23 protein-coding genes are annotated in these 18,075 nt (G+C 72.2%); 4 read left to right on the forward strand and 19 right to left on the reverse strand.

Annotation, left to right across the window (positions count from 1 at the left end; genetic code table 11):
* Positions 1–90: 90 nt before the first annotated feature.
* The gene (locus ACZ5ID_RS05055) at positions 91–1,065 is read left to right on the forward strand and encodes a zinc-binding dehydrogenase (RefSeq protein WP_468893531.1); all 975 of its coding nucleotides are present in this window, start codon (positions 91–93) and stop codon (positions 1,063–1,065) included.
* Between the two features lie 151 nt (positions 1,066–1,216).
* On the opposite strand, the gene ACZ5ID_RS05060 is transcribed toward ACZ5ID_RS05055, so the two are convergent.
* The 3 genes from ACZ5ID_RS05060 to ACZ5ID_RS05070 all read right to left on the reverse strand — a co-directional run bounded on the left by ACZ5ID_RS05060 (position 1,217) and on the right by ACZ5ID_RS05070 (position 4,267).
* Positions 1,217–2,398 carry a phosphotransferase gene (locus tag ACZ5ID_RS05060; protein ID WP_468893533.1) on the reverse strand — a complete coding sequence of 394 codons (1,182 nt, stop codon included), beginning with the start codon at positions 2,396–2,398 and terminating at the stop codon, positions 1,217–1,219.
* 166 nt (positions 2,399–2,564) lie between these two features.
* Positions 2,565–3,260 carry an HAD family hydrolase gene (locus tag ACZ5ID_RS05065; protein WP_468893535.1) on the reverse strand — a complete coding sequence of 232 codons (696 nt, stop codon included), beginning with the start codon at positions 3,258–3,260 and terminating at the stop codon, positions 2,565–2,567.
* A gap of 110 nt (positions 3,261–3,370) precedes the next feature.
* Positions 3,371–4,267: a winged helix-turn-helix domain-containing protein gene (locus tag ACZ5ID_RS05070; protein WP_468893538.1), complete on the reverse strand. Its 897-nt coding sequence runs from the start codon at positions 4,265–4,267 to the stop codon at positions 3,371–3,373.
* Between the two features lie 161 nt (positions 4,268–4,428).
* Here ACZ5ID_RS05070 and ACZ5ID_RS05075 point away from each other — a divergent pair, with 161 nt between their 5' ends.
* The gene (locus tag ACZ5ID_RS05075) at positions 4,429–4,617 is read left to right on the forward strand and encodes a hypothetical protein (RefSeq protein WP_468893540.1); all 189 of its coding nucleotides are present in this window, start codon (positions 4,429–4,431) and stop codon (positions 4,615–4,617) included.
* A 15-nt stretch (positions 4,618–4,632) separates the two neighbouring features.
* Here ACZ5ID_RS05075 and ACZ5ID_RS05080 read toward each other — a convergent pair whose 3' ends face one another.
* From ACZ5ID_RS05080 to ACZ5ID_RS05090, 3 genes are all read right to left on the reverse strand, one after another.
* Complete coding sequence (locus ACZ5ID_RS05080) at positions 4,633–5,940, reverse strand: GNAT family N-acetyltransferase (RefSeq protein ID WP_468893542.1); 1,308 nt, start codon at positions 5,938–5,940, stop codon at positions 4,633–4,635.
* 62 nt (positions 5,941–6,002) lie between these two features.
* A complete protein-coding gene (locus tag ACZ5ID_RS05085; protein WP_468893544.1) occupies positions 6,003–6,959 on the reverse strand; it encodes an asparaginase in 957 nt (318 codons plus the stop codon).
* Positions 6,960–7,008: 49 nt separating this feature from the next.
* Complete coding sequence (locus ACZ5ID_RS05090) at positions 7,009–7,617, reverse strand: RsiG family protein (RefSeq protein ID WP_468893546.1); 609 nt, start codon at positions 7,615–7,617, stop codon at positions 7,009–7,011.
* Between the two features lie 143 nt (positions 7,618–7,760).
* On the opposite strand from ACZ5ID_RS05090, the gene dtd reads away from it, so the two are divergent.
* Positions 7,761–8,186, forward strand: a complete 426-nt coding sequence (dtd, locus tag ACZ5ID_RS05095; RefSeq protein ID WP_468893548.1) for a D-aminoacyl-tRNA deacylase — start codon at positions 7,761–7,763, stop codon at positions 8,184–8,186.
* A gap of 62 nt (positions 8,187–8,248) precedes the next feature.
* Here dtd and ygfZ read toward each other — a convergent pair whose 3' ends face one another.
* The 6 genes from ygfZ to ACZ5ID_RS05125 all read right to left on the reverse strand — a co-directional run bounded on the left by ygfZ (position 8,249) and on the right by ACZ5ID_RS05125 (position 12,962).
* Entirely contained in the window at positions 8,249–9,229 is a 981-nt protein-coding gene (ygfZ, locus tag ACZ5ID_RS05100; protein ID WP_468893550.1) for a CAF17-like 4Fe-4S cluster assembly/insertion protein YgfZ, read from the reverse strand.
* 10 nt (positions 9,230–9,239) lie between these two features.
* On the reverse strand, positions 9,240–9,698 hold the full coding sequence (locus ACZ5ID_RS05105) for a Fur family transcriptional regulator (RefSeq protein WP_468893552.1): 459 nt from the start codon (positions 9,696–9,698) through the stop codon (positions 9,240–9,242).
* A gap of 85 nt (positions 9,699–9,783) precedes the next feature.
* Positions 9,784–10,356, reverse strand: coding sequence for a heme-binding beta-barrel domain-containing protein (locus ACZ5ID_RS05110; protein WP_468893554.1), 573 nt, complete (start codon positions 10,354–10,356; stop codon positions 9,784–9,786).
* A 238-nt stretch (positions 10,357–10,594) separates the two neighbouring features.
* Complete coding sequence (locus ACZ5ID_RS05115) at positions 10,595–11,467, reverse strand: hypothetical protein (RefSeq protein ID WP_468893556.1); 873 nt, start codon at positions 11,465–11,467, stop codon at positions 10,595–10,597.
* A complete protein-coding gene (locus tag ACZ5ID_RS05120) occupies positions 11,464–12,255 on the reverse strand; it encodes a hypothetical protein (RefSeq protein ID WP_468893558.1) in 792 nt (263 codons plus the stop codon). Before ACZ5ID_RS05120 ends, ACZ5ID_RS05115 begins: the two co-directional genes overlap by 4 nt.
* On the reverse strand, positions 12,252–12,962 hold the full coding sequence (locus ACZ5ID_RS05125; RefSeq protein ID WP_468893560.1) for a hypothetical protein: 711 nt from the start codon (positions 12,960–12,962) through the stop codon (positions 12,252–12,254). Before ACZ5ID_RS05125 ends, ACZ5ID_RS05120 begins: the two co-directional genes overlap by 4 nt.
* A gap of 103 nt (positions 12,963–13,065) precedes the next feature.
* Between ACZ5ID_RS05125 and ACZ5ID_RS05130 the strand changes: the two genes are divergently transcribed.
* Positions 13,066–13,431 carry a DsrE family protein gene (locus ACZ5ID_RS05130; protein WP_468893562.1) on the forward strand — a complete coding sequence of 122 codons (366 nt, stop codon included), beginning with the start codon at positions 13,066–13,068 and terminating at the stop codon, positions 13,429–13,431.
* Positions 13,432–13,525: 94 nt separating this feature from the next.
* Here the strand turns inward: ACZ5ID_RS05130 and ACZ5ID_RS05135 are convergent, their stop codons facing one another.
* From ACZ5ID_RS05135 to ACZ5ID_RS05165, 7 genes are all read right to left on the reverse strand, one after another.
* Positions 13,526–13,783 (reverse strand): DUF3099 domain-containing protein, encoded by a 258-nt coding sequence (locus ACZ5ID_RS05135; protein ID WP_344080574.1) that lies wholly within the window; start codon positions 13,781–13,783, stop codon positions 13,526–13,528.
* 114 nt (positions 13,784–13,897) lie between these two features.
* Positions 13,898–14,185, reverse strand: a complete 288-nt coding sequence (locus ACZ5ID_RS05140) for a DUF1416 domain-containing protein (RefSeq protein WP_468893564.1) — start codon at positions 14,183–14,185, stop codon at positions 13,898–13,900.
* Between the two features lie 47 nt (positions 14,186–14,232).
* The gene (locus ACZ5ID_RS05145) at positions 14,233–15,078 is read right to left on the reverse strand and encodes a sulfurtransferase (protein ID WP_468893567.1); all 846 of its coding nucleotides are present in this window, start codon (positions 15,076–15,078) and stop codon (positions 14,233–14,235) included.
* Positions 15,079–15,245: 167 nt separating this feature from the next.
* Positions 15,246–15,353 carry a putative leader peptide gene (locus tag ACZ5ID_RS05150; protein ID WP_373979218.1) on the reverse strand — a complete coding sequence of 36 codons (108 nt, stop codon included), beginning with the start codon at positions 15,351–15,353 and terminating at the stop codon, positions 15,246–15,248.
* 276 nt (positions 15,354–15,629) lie between these two features.
* Positions 15,630–16,379 (reverse strand): LmeA family phospholipid-binding protein, encoded by a 750-nt coding sequence (locus tag ACZ5ID_RS05155; protein WP_468893570.1) that lies wholly within the window; start codon positions 16,377–16,379, stop codon positions 15,630–15,632.
* A gap of 54 nt (positions 16,380–16,433) precedes the next feature.
* Complete coding sequence (locus ACZ5ID_RS05160; protein ID WP_468893572.1) at positions 16,434–17,807, reverse strand: hypothetical protein; 1,374 nt, start codon at positions 17,805–17,807, stop codon at positions 16,434–16,436.
* Positions 17,808–17,817: 10 nt separating this feature from the next.
* On the reverse strand, positions 17,818–18,072 hold the full coding sequence (locus ACZ5ID_RS05165) for a MoaD/ThiS family protein (RefSeq protein ID WP_468893575.1): 255 nt from the start codon (positions 18,070–18,072) through the stop codon (positions 17,818–17,820).
* Between the last annotated feature and the right edge of the window lie 3 nt (positions 18,073–18,075).

Below are 18,075 nucleotides of genomic sequence, written 5' to 3' on the forward strand. Positions count from 1 at the left end.
CGCGCTTGACCTCAACCGCGCTTGAGGCCGAAGACTCCGGATCAAGGACCGGATCAAGGAAACGGCAAACGACGGGGATGGGTGAGCGGTATGCGCGCGGCACAGGTGAGGGAGTTCGGCGGCCCGGAGGTACTGGTTCCGGTGGAGCTGCCGGACCCGGTGGCCGGACCGGACGAGGTGCTGGTCGCGGTCGACCACGTGGACACGCTCTTCGTACATACACAGATACGGGCGGGCGCGTTCGGCGAGTACTTCGACGTCCGGCCGCCGTACGTGCCCGGCGGCGGTGTCTCGGGCACGGTGACGGCGACCGGGGCGCGGGTCGACGCGGCGGTGTGGGCGGGGCGGCGGGTGATCGCCGCCGTGGACGCCGGCAGCTACGCCTCGCTGGCGGCCGTCCCCGCCGCCCACCTCGTCCCGGTCCCCGAGGGACTGGGCCTGCGGGAGGCGGCGGCGCTGATCCACGACGCGGTGACCGCACTGGCCCTGCTGGAGCTGACGGCCCTGAAGGCGGGCGAGACGGTCCTGATCACGGGCGCGTCCGGAGGCATGGGCACGCTCCTGGTCCAGCTGGCCCGTGCGCGGGGCGCGCGGGTGGTGGGGGTGGCGCGGGGCGACGAGAAGCTGGCGCTGGTACGGGACCTGGGCGCCCACGAGGTCGTGGACGCGGCGTCCCCCGACTGGCCGGAGCGGGCGGCCGAGGTGCTGCGCGGGACGGGCGCGGACGTGGTCCTGGACGGTGTGGGCGGCGAACTCGGCGCGGCGGCCTTCCCGTTGACGGCCGAAGGGGGCCGCTTCTCGGCCCACGGCGCCCCCACGGGCCGGGGCTTCGCGCCCATCGACCCGGACCGGGCGGCGGCCCGGTCCGTCACGGTACTCGGCATAGCGGACGTCCAGCTCACCCCCGACCGTCGCGTCACCCTGGCCACCCGCGCCCTGGCGGAGGCGGCGGCGGGCCGGCTGCGCCCGGTGATCGGCGCGGTGTACCCGCTGGAGCGGGCGGGGGAGGCTCATGCGGCTGTCGAGGGGCGGGGGGTTGTGGGGAAGGTGCTGCTCAGGGCGTAGGGGGTGGGGGGGTGCGGGGCGTTTCATCGCGGGAGCGCCCGAGCAGGAGCGCCCGAGCGGGAGCGTAAGCGGAGTGCTTCAGAGCAGGGGGGTGCTCGGGCCGCAGGGGTGAGGGGCCGCCGACGCGTGCGTGCGGGAGTGGGCGGCCCTCCTACCCCCGTCGTTCGGCCCACTCCCGCAGCCAGTCCCCGTACACCGCCCGGATCCGGGCGCGGGTGGGGACCGCGGGCAGGCCGAGGGCCTCCTTCGCCCCGGCCAGCACCCGTTGGATCCTGCCCGCCGCCCGGGCCAGCCGCAGACACCTCGGGCCCGGCCCGGCGGTGGCTCCCGGCGAGCCCGCGACCGCGCCCGCCACCAGAGCCAGCGCACCCGCGCCCGCCATCAGCGCCACGGCCGTACGGATCACGTCCGTGTAGACCGATTGCGCCCGCTTGAACGCCAGCAGCTGCGGCAGGTCCCGCTCCCAGCCGTCGCAGGCACCGGGCCGTGCGGCCTCGACCGCCTCGCGCCACACCCTCTTGACCCGCCGCGCGTCGCACTCGGGGTAGTCCATCAGGTGCAGATGGGTCGCCAGCTCGTACAACGGGTCGCCGATCATGGCGAGTTCCCAGTCGATGAACCAGAGATCACCGGCGGCGTCGACGATCAGGTTCCGGCGGTGCAGATCGCCGTGGACGAGGGAGAACGGCCGCTCGGTCAACTCCACGGACCGTTCCCGCAGCCCTTTCAGCGAGGTGGCCGAAACATTCAGGCCTTCGAATAGCGCACCGAACTCGCCGACATGCTTGCCGTAGACCTGGAACTGCGTGAAGTCGATCAGCCTGCCGAGAAAGCCGGCGCTGTCCCCGTCCCGGACCGGTGGCCGGGAACCGCCCTCGGGGCCCTGTGGCTCCTCGGGCAGCAATTCCAGGGAGAGTTCCCCGTGCTTGATGGTGGCCAGCTGCCCGAATAACTCACCGAGCTGGCGTACGTGGCGGCCGGAGAGGCGGCCGAGCCCGAATCGGGCACGAGGGAGCGTGCGTCCTTCGACGAAACCCTGGAGGAACAGCCCCTCGGTGAATTCGACGCATCGGGGAATACGGGAAACGCGGCCCCTGAGTGCCATCAGAAGCTTTTCCTCGGAGGCGAAAGTACGCCGGTCGAACCAGCGCAGGTTCTCCCGGCGCACCCGCAGTTTTCCGCGCGTGTAGTCCGCGCCGAGCGGGTGCCCCGGCGGGAGCACGATCGCGTACGCCTCGTGGTGGTGCCCCTGGAGCGGGCCGGTCACCCCCCGGTCGCCGTCCCGGCTGAGCCCGGCCGCCGTCAGCCGTGCCGGGGACGTTTCCGTTGCCATCGCGAGCCTTAGAGTGCGGCGCGGGTCGTGCCGCGGGAGGACAGAGGGGCCGGAGCGGGACGCTACAGGGCCACCGGTGCCGGAAGGCGCGGATCCGGTTTTTTCGACCGGGGTGTCGTGCGGACCGGTGCCTCGGTAGACCCGTGCCGCCCCGGCGCCGGCCCCCTCACCTGCTCAGAAGCTCACCGAGGGACTCGACGACCGGCACTCGCTCGTACCATCGGCTCTCAGGATCGTGTTCGCCGGATTCCCGGCTCTCCCTGGCGTGCGGCACGAAGGCGATGAACGGCACCCTGAGCCGGGCGGCGGCGCCGAGGTCCTTCTCCGAGTCCCCGATCATGACGGCCTCCTCCGGCGCGGACCCCGTCGAGCCGAGGACCCGCAGCAGGCAGTCCGGGTCCGGCTTCAGCTTGGCGATGTCGGCCCCGCGGCCGTGGACGTGCGTGCCGAAACTCTCGGTCAGATCCATGCGTCTGAGATAGGCCCCCACCGCTTCGGCGGAATTGTTGGTGGCAATGCCGAGCCGGGTCTCCAGGGCGTCGAGTTCCCGTATCAGGTCGGCTGCTCCCTCCGTCGGCTGGGCCGACTCCGCAGCGCGTTCCTCTTGTTCAGTGAGACGTTTCTCCAGCTCTCGCACCCACCGTCCGCCGTGCAGGCTCCGCTCGACCAGGCCGAGATATCCGAGCGGATCCGCCGCGAACTCGCCGGGCGGGACACTCGCGTCAAGGACCCGTTCCAGCCATTCGCAGAGGTCCTCCACCACATCCGCCGCGGTGTATTTCGCGAAGAGATCGCACACGGGCCCGTCGAAGTCGAAGATGACGCATTGGGCGGCGTCGAGGAGATCGTGCGGGTCGTCCACAGCACTCCGTCCGTCAAGGAGGAGGGCAGAATAGCGTCACCCCGTCCCCCATACTGCCCCGTCCACGCAACTTCCCATTGCCCGCCGCCACTTCGCGGGCGCGCCTTTCCTCAGCGCCCGAGGTCGAGGCTGGTGGTGATGGTCTCCCAGAGGTTGTCGAACCACCGCTGCGAACGGTCCACGAAGGCCGCGTCCCGCGCTCCCGCGCTGCGCAGGAACTGGAACAGCATCGACTGGTTGCCGAGCGAGTCGAAGATCTCCACGGACGTGTCGGCGATCTGCTGCTCGCGCTCGGTGATGTCGTAGTAGCCGAAGAGCGCCTCGGAGCCGTTCAGCAGATACAGCTTGATCGGCGAGGTCAGCGGCAGCGCCTGGAACTCGATGTGGACGTCGATCCCCTCGACGATGTGCAGCGCCTCCAGGTTGTCCCGCAGGACGATGCCCTGGGTGTTGCGCTGGCTCAGCCACCGCTCGTGGACCAGCCGGTCGTCGGCCGCCGAGCGGCGCACGGGCCGGGGGAAGGCCAGGTTGATGCCCCGGTCCGGCAGCAGGACGCGGACGTGGACCGAGGCCGGGCGGAACACCCCCGCGTGGATGGCGGCGAGCGGCTCGCCCAGCGCCAGGTTGAGGGTCTCCGTGGTCAGGCACACCGCGTCGATCCGCACCTCCTCGGCCCGGAACGCCTCCGCCACCCGGGGGCTCAGCACGGCCGCCGTCCGCTTCGGCTCCTCGTCCGCGGGGCGGACGGGGGCCGGCGCGGCGCTGGCGATCCGCGCCGGGGCGCCCTTGCGGCCCTCGGTGATCAGCCCCTCGCCGTGCAGTTGCAGCAGGGCCTGGCGCACCACCGTCCGCTCCACCCCGTAGTGCTCCACCAGCCAGGCCTGGGTGGGCAGTTTGTCCCCCACCTTGAGCTCACCCGCCCGGATCCGGGCCCGCAGCGAGGCGGCCACATCATCGGGCGTGCGCCTGGCATCGCCGTCGTCCGTCACCTCAGGTTCCGACGTCACACCCGCACGCTACAACTATCCGACAGCCAAAGGGAGTTGTTCTGAAGTTGGTTTATGGCTCTTGAGGTAGCGGGACAACTTCACCAAGTTGTCCGCCAACTTGGTGAAGTTCGCGCGGAACCTCCGCCAGGCGGACCTCTCGGGGGAGGGACTCCATGCCCATGACCGCTCTCTTGCTCGCCCTCGCCGTCATCGCCGCCGAGAAGCTGGTCCACCACCGGCTCGGTGTCGTCGGCAGCCTGGGAATCGTCCTGCTGACCGTCGGTCAGCAGACCGGCGAGACCACCTTCAGTCTCATCGGCGCGGCTGCCGTCCTGGCCGCGCTCATCCCGCAGAAGACCGACAAGTGACCCCGCCCGCCGCTCTCAGAACATGTCCGGGCACCAAGCCCGCCGCCCCGTCCGCAAGAGGGCGTCCGCCCGTGCCGCTGCCCCCGCCGTCTCCTCGGCGGCCCGGCCCAGCGCGACCAGTCGTACCGCCGACTCGTCTCCCAGGTACAGCGCCCCCAACTCCCGTACGTCCAGGGTCAGATCCGGGGACGACGTCGTGCGGGAGCAGGACGCGCCGGAGGCGTCGGCGTCCAGGCGGTAGCGGCCCGAGGCCAGGCCGGACGCGTCCGTGACCTCCAGGACCAGGGTGCCCGCCGTCGCGTACGTACGCGCTTCCAGGGCCCGTACGACATCCAGCACCCGCAGCCACAGGAAGTCCGCGTGCGTCACCATCCGGGCCGCGCGCGGGTCCGGCAGGAGCAGGGGCAGCAGGTCGTCGGGGGCGCGGTAGCCGGTGCGGACCCTGGCTATCCAGTCGATCGAGCAGACGAAGTGCCACAGGGCGCGCTCGGCGGCCGGGTTCAGGCCGAACAGCTGGCGTACCGTCGCGGTGTTCAGCGGCTGCTTGGCGTCGGTCCACGTCTCGTCCGCGTGGTAGGCGGCCAGGCCCTCCACCTCGCCCGCCGCCGAGCGGTAGACCGCCCAGAACGGCTCGCTCCAGGGGTGGTCGTCGCGGGTGGCCGCGCCCGTGCTCAGGTCCCACCAGCGCGTGTCGCGGGTGACCGCGCCGGGCTGCCGGGAGCGGAAGCGCTCGAAGAGCTCGGGGCCCAGCTTGCGTACGTCCTCGGAGGCGACGAGGTCGATACGGCCGCCGTCCTCGGGGCCCGACCAGCGCGGGTCCAGGCCCGCCCGGCCCGTGTCGATCTCCCACTCGGCGGTCCAGGTGGCGGGGCCGTAGCCGTACCGGCCGTAGATCGGGTACTCGGCGGCGATCAGTGACGAGACGACGTCGCCGCGCTCCTTCGCCGCCCTCAGGTCGCGTTCCATCATCCGGCTGAGCAGGCCGCGCCGACGGTGGGTCGGGGCGACGACGACGTTGGTGACCGCGCTCGACGGGACGGCCGCGCCGCCCACCACGGTCAGCTCCTGGGCGAACGAGCGGAAGGTCGCCACACAGCGGCCCCGGTCGAAGACGCCCTGCGTACGCGAGAGGTCGCTGTTGGCCAGCCGGGCCGCCCGGTCGTTCTCGCTCACCGCCGGCGGCCGGAGGAAACCGATGTTCACCGCACGCAGCCAGTCGGCGAACTCGGCTTCGGTGACGGGGCGCAGTTCGAGGGAGGGGTCGAGGGCGGGCGCGGGGGCGGGTACGGGCACGGGGGCGCCGTCAGGACGCGTCGGGCTCATGGCCGCCACGCTAGGCACGCCCCGGCCCGTCTGTCGCGCCAATTTCCGGGGCCCGGGAGGCGCTAGAACGCCGCCCGTACCTCCCCCACCCGCTCGGCCCCGCCCAGCAGCGGCGCGCTGCCGATGCGCTCCACGACCGGGCCGTCCACGCCCAGCAGCCGCAGGGCGCGGGCCAGGACCGGGCCCAGCGCGCGGGCGGCGCCGTCGTCGACCTTGAAGGCGAGCGCCCGGCCGTCCGGCAGCGCCACCGCCTGCACCGCCTCCGCGCCCATCTTGGACAGCACCCCGGGCACCTCGCGCATCAGCCAGGTGTCGGGGCGGCGGGTGCCCGCCACGTACTCGGGGTGCGCGCGCATCGCGTCCGCCACCCGGCGCTCCGGCGTCCCGGGGTCGGCCAGGACGAACGTACGGAAGGCGCGGGCCAGACCCGTCAGGCTGATCGCCATCAGGGGCGCCCCGCAGCCGTCCGTGCCGACCGTCGCCACCGGCTCGCCCGCCGCCGCCTCCACCCCGTCGTGGACGAGGCGCTGGAGCGGGTGGGCGGGGTCGAGGTAGGACCGCTCGTCCCAGCCGTTGAGGCGGCAGGCGGCGAGCATGGCCGCGTGCTTGCCGGAGCAGTTCATGGTGACCCGGTCGCGGACCTGGCCGGCCGCCAGGTACGTCTCGGCCTCGGCCGGGTCCAGCGGCAGGTCGGGCGGGGTCTGGAGGTCGTCCGGGGTGAGCCCGTGCTCGGCGAGCATCTTGCGGACCAGGTCCAGGTGGAAGCCCTCGCCCGAGTGGCTGGCGGCGGCGAGCGCCAGGCGCTCCCCGGTGAGGTCGAGCCCGGCCCGCAGCACGGCGGCGGCCTGCATGGGCTTGTTGCTGGAGCGCGGGAAGACCGGCGCCGCCGGGTCGCCGAGCGCGAACTCCACGCCGCCGTCGGCCCCCAGCACCACCAGCGAGCCCCGATGGTGGCCCTCGACGAAACCGGAACGAACGACTTCGGCGAGGACCGGGGATATGACGGTGTCGGTGCTCATGGCGCAGGCCTTCCGGGGCTGGACCGCCCGGTGACCTTCGATTCGTCGGTCAGATGAGCAGGTCGTCTACTTGTGCTTCCCCTTCACGGTACCTGCGGGCGATCTCCGCGCTGCAATCGTCGGCGGTCCGCTGGAGGTGCTGGCGGCGCCGCGAGACATGCTGCTCGTACCGGATCAGGCGCCCCATGGCGGTGTGCAGCTCCTCGTCGGTGCGGGCGTCGAGGTCGGAGAGCTGGACCTCCGCGTCCATCTCGGCCGCCAGGCGCCGGTACTCGGCGCTGCGCGGCGTGGAGAGCGTGACGTGGCGGGCGGAGGCGCGGTGCGGCGAGGGCGCGTCCGCCAGGATCTCGGAGAGCCGCTCCACGACGGGCGTGTGCGGTCCGGTGCGCCGGGCGAGCTCGGCCCGCAGGATGTCGATACGGCCGTGCAGCAGCCGCCGCACATAGCTGAGGTCGGCCTCGTCGCTCTGCGACCGGCGGCGCAGCCCGCGCAGCTCCGGCAGCCGCAGCGCGGTCAGATCGTGCTCCGTGGGTACGGAGAGGTGGTCACCGGCACGCTGTACGGGTGGTCGCGACACGGCCACCCGCCCGGCCGACGCGCTCGTCCGGATCAGCGAAACGGGGCCGGGCGACTGCTGCCCGGCGCCAGGAGTGCTCATGTGTCTTAACCGTCCCCTCGACCGGTGCGGGATGGGGCGCACCGACTGTCAGCATCGTGCCACTCCCCGTGGTGCATATGCAGACCCGCACCACCCGTTCGGCCCCCGTGGGGCCGGATTGGTGCGTGGAATAGGTTGGTTCCATGCGAGCGGTGGTACAGCGGGTCGACGGCGCGAGCGTCGTGGTGGCGGGCGAGACGGTCGGCGAGATCACGGGCGAGGGCCTGTGCGTCCTGGTCGGGGTGACCCACGGGGACACCCCCGAGAAGGCCGCGCAACTGGCCCGGAAGCTGTGGTCGGTGCGGATCCTGGAGGGCGAGAAGTCCTGCTCGGACGTGAGCGCCCCGCTGCTGGTCGTCTCCCAGTTCACCCTCTACGGCGACGCCCGCAAGGGCCGCCGCCCCACCTGGAACGCGGCGGCCCCCGGCGAGGTGGCCGAGCCGCTGGTGGACGAGGTGGTGGCGCGGCTGCGCGAGCTCGGCGCGACGGTGGAGACGGGCCGCTTCGGCGCGGACATGCGGGTGTCCCTGACCAACCACGGCCCGTTCACGGTGCTGGTGGAGGTGTAGCCCCCGACCCGCGTACGGCCGGCCCCCCACGGCGGTGCGCCCCGGCGGGGCCCCGCGAGGGACTACGGCTCGACCACGACCTCCTGTGCGGCGGCGGTGTTCCCCGCCAGCAGCTCCGCGTCCACCGCCACGTTCCGCTTCACCAGCGCCAGCGCGATGGGCCCCAGCTCGTGGTGGCGGGCCGACGTGGTGATGAAGCCGATCTGGCGGCCCTCCGCGCCGTCCGCGGCGACCCGCAGCGGCGTCCCGTGCCCCGGCAGCAGCACATCGCTGCCGTCCAGGTGCAGGAAGACCAGCCGGCGCGGCGGCTTCCCCAGATTGTGGACGCGCGCGACCGTCTCCTGGCCCCGGTAGCAGCCCTTCTGGAGGTGCACGGCGGTGCCGATCCAGCCCAGCTCGTGCGGGATGGTGCGGTGGTCGGTCTCCAGGCCGAGCCGGGGCCGGTGCGCCTCGACCCGCAGGGCCTCGTACGCCAGGATCCCGATCGCGGGGCCCTCCTCGGCGGCGAAGGCCGCCAGCTCCTCGCGCGGCAGGAACAGGTCCCGCCCGTGCGAGGTCTCCCGGACCACCGTGCCCGCGGGCGGCTGCGCGATCGATCCGGCGGGCAGGTGCACCACCGCGAACTCCGCCGTACGGTCGGCGACTTCGACGCGGTAGAAGAACTTCATCGACTCCAGGTACGCGACGAGCTCGTCCTGCGTACCGGGCTCGACGTGCGCCCACACCGTCGTCCCGTCGTCGACGAGGTAGAGCGCGTGCTCGATGTGCCCGTGCGCGGAGAGGATCAGCGCCTCGGTGGCCAGGCCCGGCCGCAGATCGCTGACGTGCTGGGTCAGCAGCAGGTGCAGCCAGCTCAGCCGGTCGTCGCCGGTGACGGTGATGACGCCTCGGTGCGAGAGGTCGACGAGGCCGGTGCCGGCGGCGAGGGCGCGCTGCTCGCGGAAGAGGTCGCCGTAGTGCGCGGCGACACCTTCGTCGGGTCCCTCGGCGGGGACGGCGCCGGGCAGGGCCAGCAGAGGGCTCATCGTGGAATGTCGCTGCATGACAGCAAGCCTACGACGCGGTGCTCGCGTCCCCGGCGGCGTCCTGGGCGGCGTTCTTGGCACAGTCCTGGCACTGGCCGAAGATCGCGAAGTGCTTCATGTCCGTCGTGAAGCCGAACGTCGAGCACAGCTTCGCGGTGAACTCCGCCGCCACGTCCACGTCCGCCTCGATCACCGAGGTGCAGTCCCGGCAGACGAGATGGATGTGGTGGTGGCGGTCGGCCAGGTGATAGGTCGGGGCGCCGTGTCCCAGATGGGCGTGCGAGACCAGACCCAGCTCCTCCAGGAGCTCCAGGGTCCGGTACACGGTGGAGATGTTCACGCCGCCCGCCGTCTTCCTCACCTCGGTGAGGATGTCGTCGGGCGTCGCGTGTTCCAGTACGTCGACGGCCTCCAGCACGAGCTGGCGCTGGGGGGTCAGCCGGTACCCGCGCTTGCGGAGGTCGCTCTGCCAGTCGGTGGTCACCACACGCCCAGTGTAGGAGCCACCGCGGGATTGCCCCCGCGCGGAACGGATCTCCCCCGGATCTCCGTACGGGGCGGTATCGGTCTTCCTACTTGAAGAAGGCGATCCCGTCGTCCGGCAGGTCGCCCAGGCCCCGGGCCATCGCCGCGACCTCCTCGGGCGTGACGACCTTCTTGAGGTGCGCGGACATGTACGGCCGCAGCTCCACCTCGGGGGTCGCCTTCTCGCCGACCCACATGAGGTCGCTCTTGACGTATCCGTACAGACGCTTGCCGCCGGTGTACGGACCGGAGGCGGCGGTGCGCGCGACGGCGTCGGTGACCAGGTCGATCTGCGGCTTCTGGTCGGCGAGCTCGCCGTACCAGATCTCCACGACGCCCTGGTCGCGGACCATGACGACCTCGACCTTGCGGTCCTTGTCGATGCGCCAGAAGCCGGACTCGGTCTCCAGCGGCTTCACCTTGTTGCCGTCGGCGTCGAGGATCCAGGAGTGCGAGACGTACTCCAGGAAGTCCCGGCCGTCGTGGCTGAAGGTGACGGACTGGCCGAAATTGGCCTTCTCGGCGCCCGGGAAGTCGGTGACACCCGCGCCCTCCCAGGTACCGAGGAGGAACGCGAGGGGGACGAGGTCCGGGTTCAGGTCGGACGGGATCTCGATCATGAGGCTTCGATCAGTCTTTCGTTACGTCTGCGGCTGGGGCGCGGTTCAGCGCTGGCCCTGGTACAGCTTCTTCACGGCCAGAGCTGCGAAGGCGAGGACACCGACGCAGACCAGGACCAGCAGGGTTTCGAAGAAAGCCTCAAGCACGGGGTGCTCCTCGGATGAGCGTGTGGGCAGTAAAGGGCCGAACCCCAGCCTAATGGGTTCGGCCACGGCCTTCTCTGTGAGGTGCGCCCCGTCAGCCGAGCAGCTGGTTCTGGAGGACGACGGTCTGCTCGAAGGGGACGGCCTTCGCGGTGCCGGGACGGGACTGGACGACGAGGGCGAGGACGTCGCCCGCGAGCACGTACGCCTGGCGCAGCTGCTCCGCCCCGTACGGCTGGACCTCGTCGTACGGATAGCGGGAGACGCCCTCGACCTGGGCCTCGATCGGGAACGACTGGTCCAGCTCGGCGTAGTGGGCGCCGATGAGCGCGTGGTACGGCGTGCTGTAGCGGGTGACGTCCCGCGACTGCACCCGTTCGGCCAGGGCGTGCGTGTCGAACTGGAGCAGGAAGATCCGGCTCCGGGTGCCGTCGGGCATCACCCAGCCCCGGGCCGCGATGTGCCGCAGCCCGTTGTCGACGAGCGACTGGCCGAAAGCCGCCCGGTCCTCCTTCTCGTACTGCGCGAGGAAGACCGAGGTCGGCAGCCAGCCGTCGTCCCCCTTCAGCGCGGGGTCGGGCCTGGCGCCCTCGGGGGCGGGCAGGACGAGCGCGCGCAGATCGGCGTAGTGCGTCTGCGCGGTGTTCGAGGCCGCGAGCGGCCGGGGCGCGCCGGCGGGCAGCGGCGGCAGCGCGATCTCGGGATACCGCCACCGCCCGTCCGACTCGGTGGCGAGCCCCGGCACGTCGGTACGGGTGCGGTCCACGACGGCGTACGCGGTGCCGGCGCCGACGGAGAGGAAGGCGAGGACGGCGGCGGCCCAGCGAAGAACGGCACGGGCCCTGCGGGGGCGGGGGCGGGGGTCGGAACCGGGGTCGGTGCCGGGGTCGGTGCCAGGGTCGGTGCCGGGCTCGGCCTCAGGGGCCCGCGGGCCGGCTTCGGGGGGCTGCGCCCCGGGCTCGCTCACACCGACTCCCCGGGGGCGCCGATCCGGTCCAGCTGCTTGCTCAGCAGCAGCGCGGCGCCCCTGGCGTTCAGGGGCTTGGGGCCCTCCGCCACGGCGCTCACCAGGATCTCGCCCCGGTAGGCCGAACAGATCATCATGTCGAGCTTCTCGTCCTTCTCGTCGGGACCCAGAAAGCACCGGGCCTCCTTGTGCCCCTTGACCTCGGGGCCCTTGCGCAGGAAGTCCAGGGAGTCGAAGAACGCGTTCTGGAACGTGGCCAGCCCCCGAACGGCCCGGGTGTTCTCCATCCGCGAGAGCACGATCTCGACCGTGAACGCGGCGTCGGCGGCGGGCGCGGAGACGGGCGCGTCGTCGGTGCTGACGTAACTGCGCATCGCCATCCCCTTGACGCGCTCCTTGTCGATCACCTCCGCCATCCTGCGCCGCTGGGCGGACGGCAGGCCGCGCAGGGCGTCCTTGCGCAGCGCCACCGCCTGGGCGCCGGTCAGATCGGCGTCGGCGCCGAAGCCGTCGATGTCGGGCCCCCGGCTGTATCCGTCGGTGCCCAGCGGCACCAGCATCCGCGACAGCTCCGAGGCGGGAGCGCCGGACCCGGTGGCCGGGTCCTTCCGGTCGGCGCCGGCGGCCTCCGGGCCGCTCGACGGGAACGTCCAGTCCGGCGCGCCCGGCGCCCGGTCGGCCCGGTCCACCACGACGGCCGTGGCACCGACCCCGCCCGCGACCAGCGCGAACAGCGCCCCGCCCACCGCGAGCGCGACACCCCGCCGTCTTCCGCCGCTCCCGTTCACATCCGCTCCCACTGCCGCCGTGCCAGGTCCATGGCCTTCTGTGGAGCGATCGGCTCGTCACTGTCGAGCCACACCTCCATGTAGACGTTCCCGCGCCGCGCGAAGGCCTCCGCCCGGTGGCGGCCCCGGGAGTCCAGGTCGCCGCCGGTGTAGAGGCGGCCGTTGCCGGAGCCCGGGATCGCCGTGCTGTGGCCGCTGTCCCTGCCCGCCCACTTGTGCTGGTCGTCCAGAACCTCCTGTGAGGCGACCGCGCGCTCGTCGCGGAACTGGATCAGCCGGATCCGTACGTCGAGTCCCCCCTCGCGCCAGTCGGCCACGGCCGCGCGCCGGAACTCCTCGCTCAGCAGATTCGCGAAGGCCTGGGCCGGGCGGGTGAACTGCTGCGCGTACTCGGTCATGGACATCCAGCCGTCGTGCCCCTCCGGGCTCTCGATGTCCGATGCCCCGGCGGGCCGCTTCAGCAGCATGGTCCGCAGATCGCCGTCGGTCGCCGCCTTGCGGTCGCGCGCGGCGGAGAGCGGCGCGGGCGCCCTGCCCTTCGCCTGGGCGAGCACCGGTTGCGAGAGCGGCGGCAGCGGCGTCGGCGCGCCGCTCGCCTGCACCGCGTAGCCGGTGCAGAGCCCGGCCACCACGCCGAGCAGCGCGCCGCCCGCGATGAGCAGCGGTGTACGGCCGCGCCGGGGGCGCGGCTCGTGTGTCGTCTCCAAAGGGTCCCCCCACGAGACCTCGGTACGGGCCCGATCGCCCGTGCACAGAACTGACTCGCCGGTGACCGGAGGGGTTGTAGGGGCGCGCATTACAGTTCGGGTTATGGCCAAAAAGCTCGTACTGAAGGTGACCGCGGGGGCCGACGCCCCCGAGCGGTGTTCGCAGGCGTTCACCGTGGCGGCGGTCGCCGTCGCCAGTGGGATCGAGGTCTCGCTCTGGCTGACCGGCGAGTCGTCGTGGTTCGCGCTGCCGGGGCGGGCGGCCGAGTTCACGCTGCCGCACGCGGCCCCGCTGCCGGACCTGATCGACGGGATCCTGGCGGGCGGCGGCACGATCACGGTGTGCACGCAGTGCGCGGCCCGGCGGGACATCACCGAGGCGGACCTGATCGCGGGCGCCCGGATCGCCGGGGCGCAGGTCTTCGTCCAGGAGGCGATGGCGGAGGAGACGCAGGCGCTGGTCTATTAGGACGGACGGGTCTATGAGTACGGACGGCACGGGCGCGTACCGGCAGCCGTGGGCGGGCGGCCCGCCCCGGGCCCCGCGCCCCACGCCGGTCCGCTCAGTACTTCTTCTTGCCGTCCAGCTCGTCCCACCACTCGTCGGACTTCGGGTCCCCGGACGGGTCGTCCCACCAGCGGTCGTCCGGGCCGCGCCGGTTCGCCACCATCGCCGCGACCGGTGGGATCACCATGGCGACCACGCACATGGCGACCGCGGCCGGGACGGACCACAGCCGCACGAAGCCCCAGGCGGACACGAACAGGACCAGGCATCCGCCCATCATCCAGAAGTACTCGCGCCGGCGTCGGGCCAACATGAATCCAGCGTACGACCGTACCGGCCGGCCGGAAACGGCACGGAGGACCGCACCCGGTCCAGGTAAGCGTCCAACCCCCTGGGGTGCGGCCCTCCGGCCGGTACGTGCCCGTCGTCAGACGGCGATGGCGACCTCGGCGAGTCCGCCGGTCTCCGCCACGACCGTGCGGTCCGCGGTCGCGCCGGGCACCAGGGCCCGCACCGTCCACGTGCCCTCGGCCGCGTAGAAGCGGAACTGGCCCGTCGCCGAGGTCGGGACCTCGGCGGTGAACTCGCCGGTCGAGTCCAGCAGCCGGACGTAGCCGACCACGGGCTCGCCGTCCTTGGTCACCTGACCCTGGATGGTGGTCTCACCGGGCTTGATCGTCGAGGCGTCGGGGCCGCCTGCCTTCGCTCCACACATGGTTCTTCCTTACGGTCTGTGTTCTCGGGGGGCCGGGCTGTGCGGGGTTACTTGTTGGCGCCGAGCTCGATCGGCACACCGACGAGGGAGCCGTACTCGGTCCACGAGCCGTCGTAGTTCTTGACGTTCTCGACGCCGAGCAGCTCGTGCAGCACGAACCACGTCAGGGCCGAGCGCTCGCCGATGCGGCAGTACGCGATGGTGTCCTTGGCCAGGTCGACCTGCTCCGCCGCGTACAGCTCCTTCAGCGCGTCGTCCGACTTGAAGGTGCCGTCGTCGTTGGCGTTCTTCGACCACGGGATGTTGCGGGCGCTGGGCACGTGGCCCGGGCGCTGCGACTGCTCCTGCGGGAGGTGGGCCGGGGCGAGCAGCTTGCCGCTGAACTCGTCGGGCGAGCGCACGTCGACCAGGTTCTGCGCGCCGATCGCCGCCACCACGTCGTCACGGAAGGCGCGGATGGCGGTGTTCTGCGGCTTGGCCTGGTAGGAGGTGGCCGGGCGGGAGGGCACCTGCGAACCGTCGACCAGGTCGCGGGAGTCGAGCTCCCACTTCTTGCGACCGCCGTCGAGCAGCTTGACGCTGTCGTGGCCGTAGAGCTTGAAGTACCAGTAGGCGTACGAGGCGAACCAGTTGTTGTTGCCGCCGTAGAGGACGACGGTCGTGTCGTTCGCGATGCCCTTCGCCGACAGGAGCTTCTCGAAGCCCTCCTGGTCGATGAAGTCACGGCGGACCGGGTCCTGGAGGTCCTTGGTCCAGTCGATCCGGATCGCGTTCTTGATGTGGTTCTTCTCGTAGGCCGAGGTGTCTTCGTCGACCTCGACGATGGCGACCTTCGGGTCGTCGATGTGGGCCTCGACCCAGTCGGCGTCTACCAGGACGTCGCTGCGGCTCATGCGGGTTCTCCTCCGGGGCAGGTGCGGCGGGTGGTGCGGAGGTGCGGGGGTACGCCACGCGAGCGGGCGGGGCGTTGCCTCGGCACGGGGGTGGCCCTGAAGAAACGTTCAACGGGCCCGGGGAACACGGGAGTTGCCGTCTCTTCACAGAGAGGGACGGGTCCCGGTCAGACGTGGCGACAGAGCATGGCGGCGACGCGGCACAGGTCGACTGCCCGCCGCTTCGTGAGATCCGCCTGTCCCCGCGGTCGGAGGACGCTCGAATAGCTCTGCATGGGTCCGATCGTAGGGACGGACGGGCGGCCATGTCACCGGTGTGTCGCATTTTGAGACACGATCATCCGGATAGTGGGACGGAAGCCCTTCGGACCCGCTCCCCGGCGGTGCACGGACGCCTTCGCCACGGCGGGTATCTGCCTGCCGGACACCGCCGTCTCACCATCCGGGCCTCGGGGCCGCGCAGGCCGTGTCCTGGCGCGCCTCCGCCATGGGCGGGCCCAGCCCCCGTCCGGCCCGCGCCGGCCCTCGGCGGAAGTCAGCGCACCCGGGAATCAGCCCGCCAGCGCGACGTTCGTCCCGGTCCCGGAGAACCGCAGCCCGTCCTGCACCGCACTCACCTTGTCCAGCTTGATCCCCCGGGGCAGACCCTCGATCTTCAGGTCGTAGTCGAGGACCTTGCGCAGCTTCGCGTCGAAGCCGGGCACCGGCAGCTTGGGCAGCTCCGAGGACCGCACCCGCACGGTCGCGCCCCCGTCCGTCGTGACCGTGCTGTACTCGCTGACCGTCCGCCCCGCGAGCAGCACCTTCAGGCTGGCCGGGACCTGCACGCCCGCCCCTTCCAGCAGGTCCGCGAGCGGCCCGCTCACCTGCACCTGCCCCTTGGCCGCCCGCTCCGGCCCGGCGTAGCCGACCGTGGCGCCCTTGGGCGCGGACTTCGTCAGATCCGCGTACGAGATACGCGCCGAGCCGTCCGCCCGTACCGCCGTGGCGGAGGAGTAGCTGCTGTTGACCTTCACGTCGTGCAGCTTGGCGCGGACCTCGGTGACGTTGACCGAGTGGCCGTCGGCCGTCGCGGTGACCCCGCCCAGCTTCACGTCGACCTCGTCGAACTCCTTGCCCATCGCCTGGGTGAGGAAGGGGAAGCCGTTGATCGAGACGTCAGGGGTCTCCCGCAGCCCCTGACTGCTCTTTATCTTGTCGGCCACCTTCGACTCGACGACGTTCACCGCGATGCGGTCCGCGGCGACGAAGAGGCCGCCGAGAACCACCGCGACGATGAGCCAAATCCGGAGTGCGCGCATTGCGTACGAGTCCCCCCACGCTGGTCGTTGACCCTGCGAGCCTAACTCCCGGAATTACCCGATCACTCGACCGATCAGATACAGAGCGGGAACAGCCGCGGTCAGCGGCAGCGCCACGCCGGCCGTCATATGGACGAACCGCGACGGGTAGTCGTAGCTGGCCACCCGCAGTCCGATCAGCGCGCACACACCCGCCGCGAGGCCGAGCAGCGCGCCCGAGGCGCCCACGTCCGTCAGCCGGCCGACCACGATCCCCGCGCCCGCCGCCGCGAGCAGCGCGACCGCGACGGAGACCGGGGCGGGCAGCGGCAGCGCGCGGGCCGGGACGGCGACGGCCACCGCCACCGCGCCCACCGCCACCGCGTGCGGGATCGCCGCGAGGTAGCCGGCGGCCAGGATCGCGAGCGCCGCCGAGGCCACGGTCGCCATCAGGCCGTACATCCGCTCGTCCGGGTCGGCGTGGCTGCGCAGCTGGAGCACCAGCGTGAGCAGCACCCACACCCCGAGCGTGCCCAGGATCGCGGCGGGCGCGTGCTCGTCGCCGACGGCGAGCAGGGCCGCGTCCGCGACCAGGCCGCCGAGGAAGGCGAGGGCGATGCCCTGCCGGGCGGGCCACATCCCGTTGAGCCGGAACCAGCCCGCGGCCGTGACGGCCTGGAGCAGCACCAGCGGCACCACCAGCGCGTACTGCCCGACGCCGGACGCGGCGGCGAGGAGCGCGCCCAGGACGGCGGTGAGGGCCGCGGGGCGCATCCCCGGCGCGATGATCGGCGAGCGGCCCTCGGCGCGGGCCCGCTGGGCGTCCGTGATCCGGGTGTTGCCGACGGTGGTGGGCGAGCCGTAGCCGGGGCCGTCCTCGTCGCCCATGGGCGCGGCGGCCGGCTCAGGCTCGGGCGCCGGCGCCTCCGGGGGCAGCGGCACGGACCCCGTCCGCGGCGAGGGGTACGCGGTGTCGTCGGCGGCGGGCTGGGCGTACGCCTGCGCGTACTGCTGCTGCGCGGGCTGCTGCTGGGGCACGGGCTGCTGCTGCGCGTACTGCTGCCGGTCCGGCTGGGGCTGCGCCTGCTCCTGCGGCTGGACCAGGGGCTGGTACTGGGTGTCCCAGGTCTGGCCCTCCCACGTCTGCGTGTACCGCTGCTGCTCCTGGTACGAGGCGTCGTGCGGGAACTGCTGCTGCGCGGGCTGCTGATGCTGTTGCTGATGCTGCAAGGGCTGCCCGTACTGGTCGTACTGCTCGTACTGCTGCTCGTACTGCTGATACGCGTCGTACTGCTGCGGCTGCTGGGCCTGCTGAGACTGCTGCGGCTCCTGGTACTGCTGCGGCTGCTGCGGCTCGTGGTGCTGCTGGTACTGCTGGACCGGCTGCCCGTACTGGTCGAACCGCGGATAGGGCTCTTCGTACGGATGCGGGTACTGCTGATCGCTCATGACGTGGGGGTCACCCTCCTGCGAACGGCGGGAGCACCTCGACCGTGCCGCCCTCGGCAAGCCGTACGGTCTCATGCCCGCGGGTCCCGACGGGGTTCCCGTCGACCAGGAACGAACACCTCAGCAGCACACGGGTCAGCTCACCGGGGTGCCGCTCGCGCACTCCGTCCAGCGCCTCGGCCAGCGTGGCCGCCGCATACGGCTCCTCCGCGACACCCGCGGCGGACTTGGCCGCGGCCCAGAAGCGGATGGTTCCCGCTGCCATGGC

Source organism: Streptomyces sp. NPDC031670, from assembly GCF_055580545.1.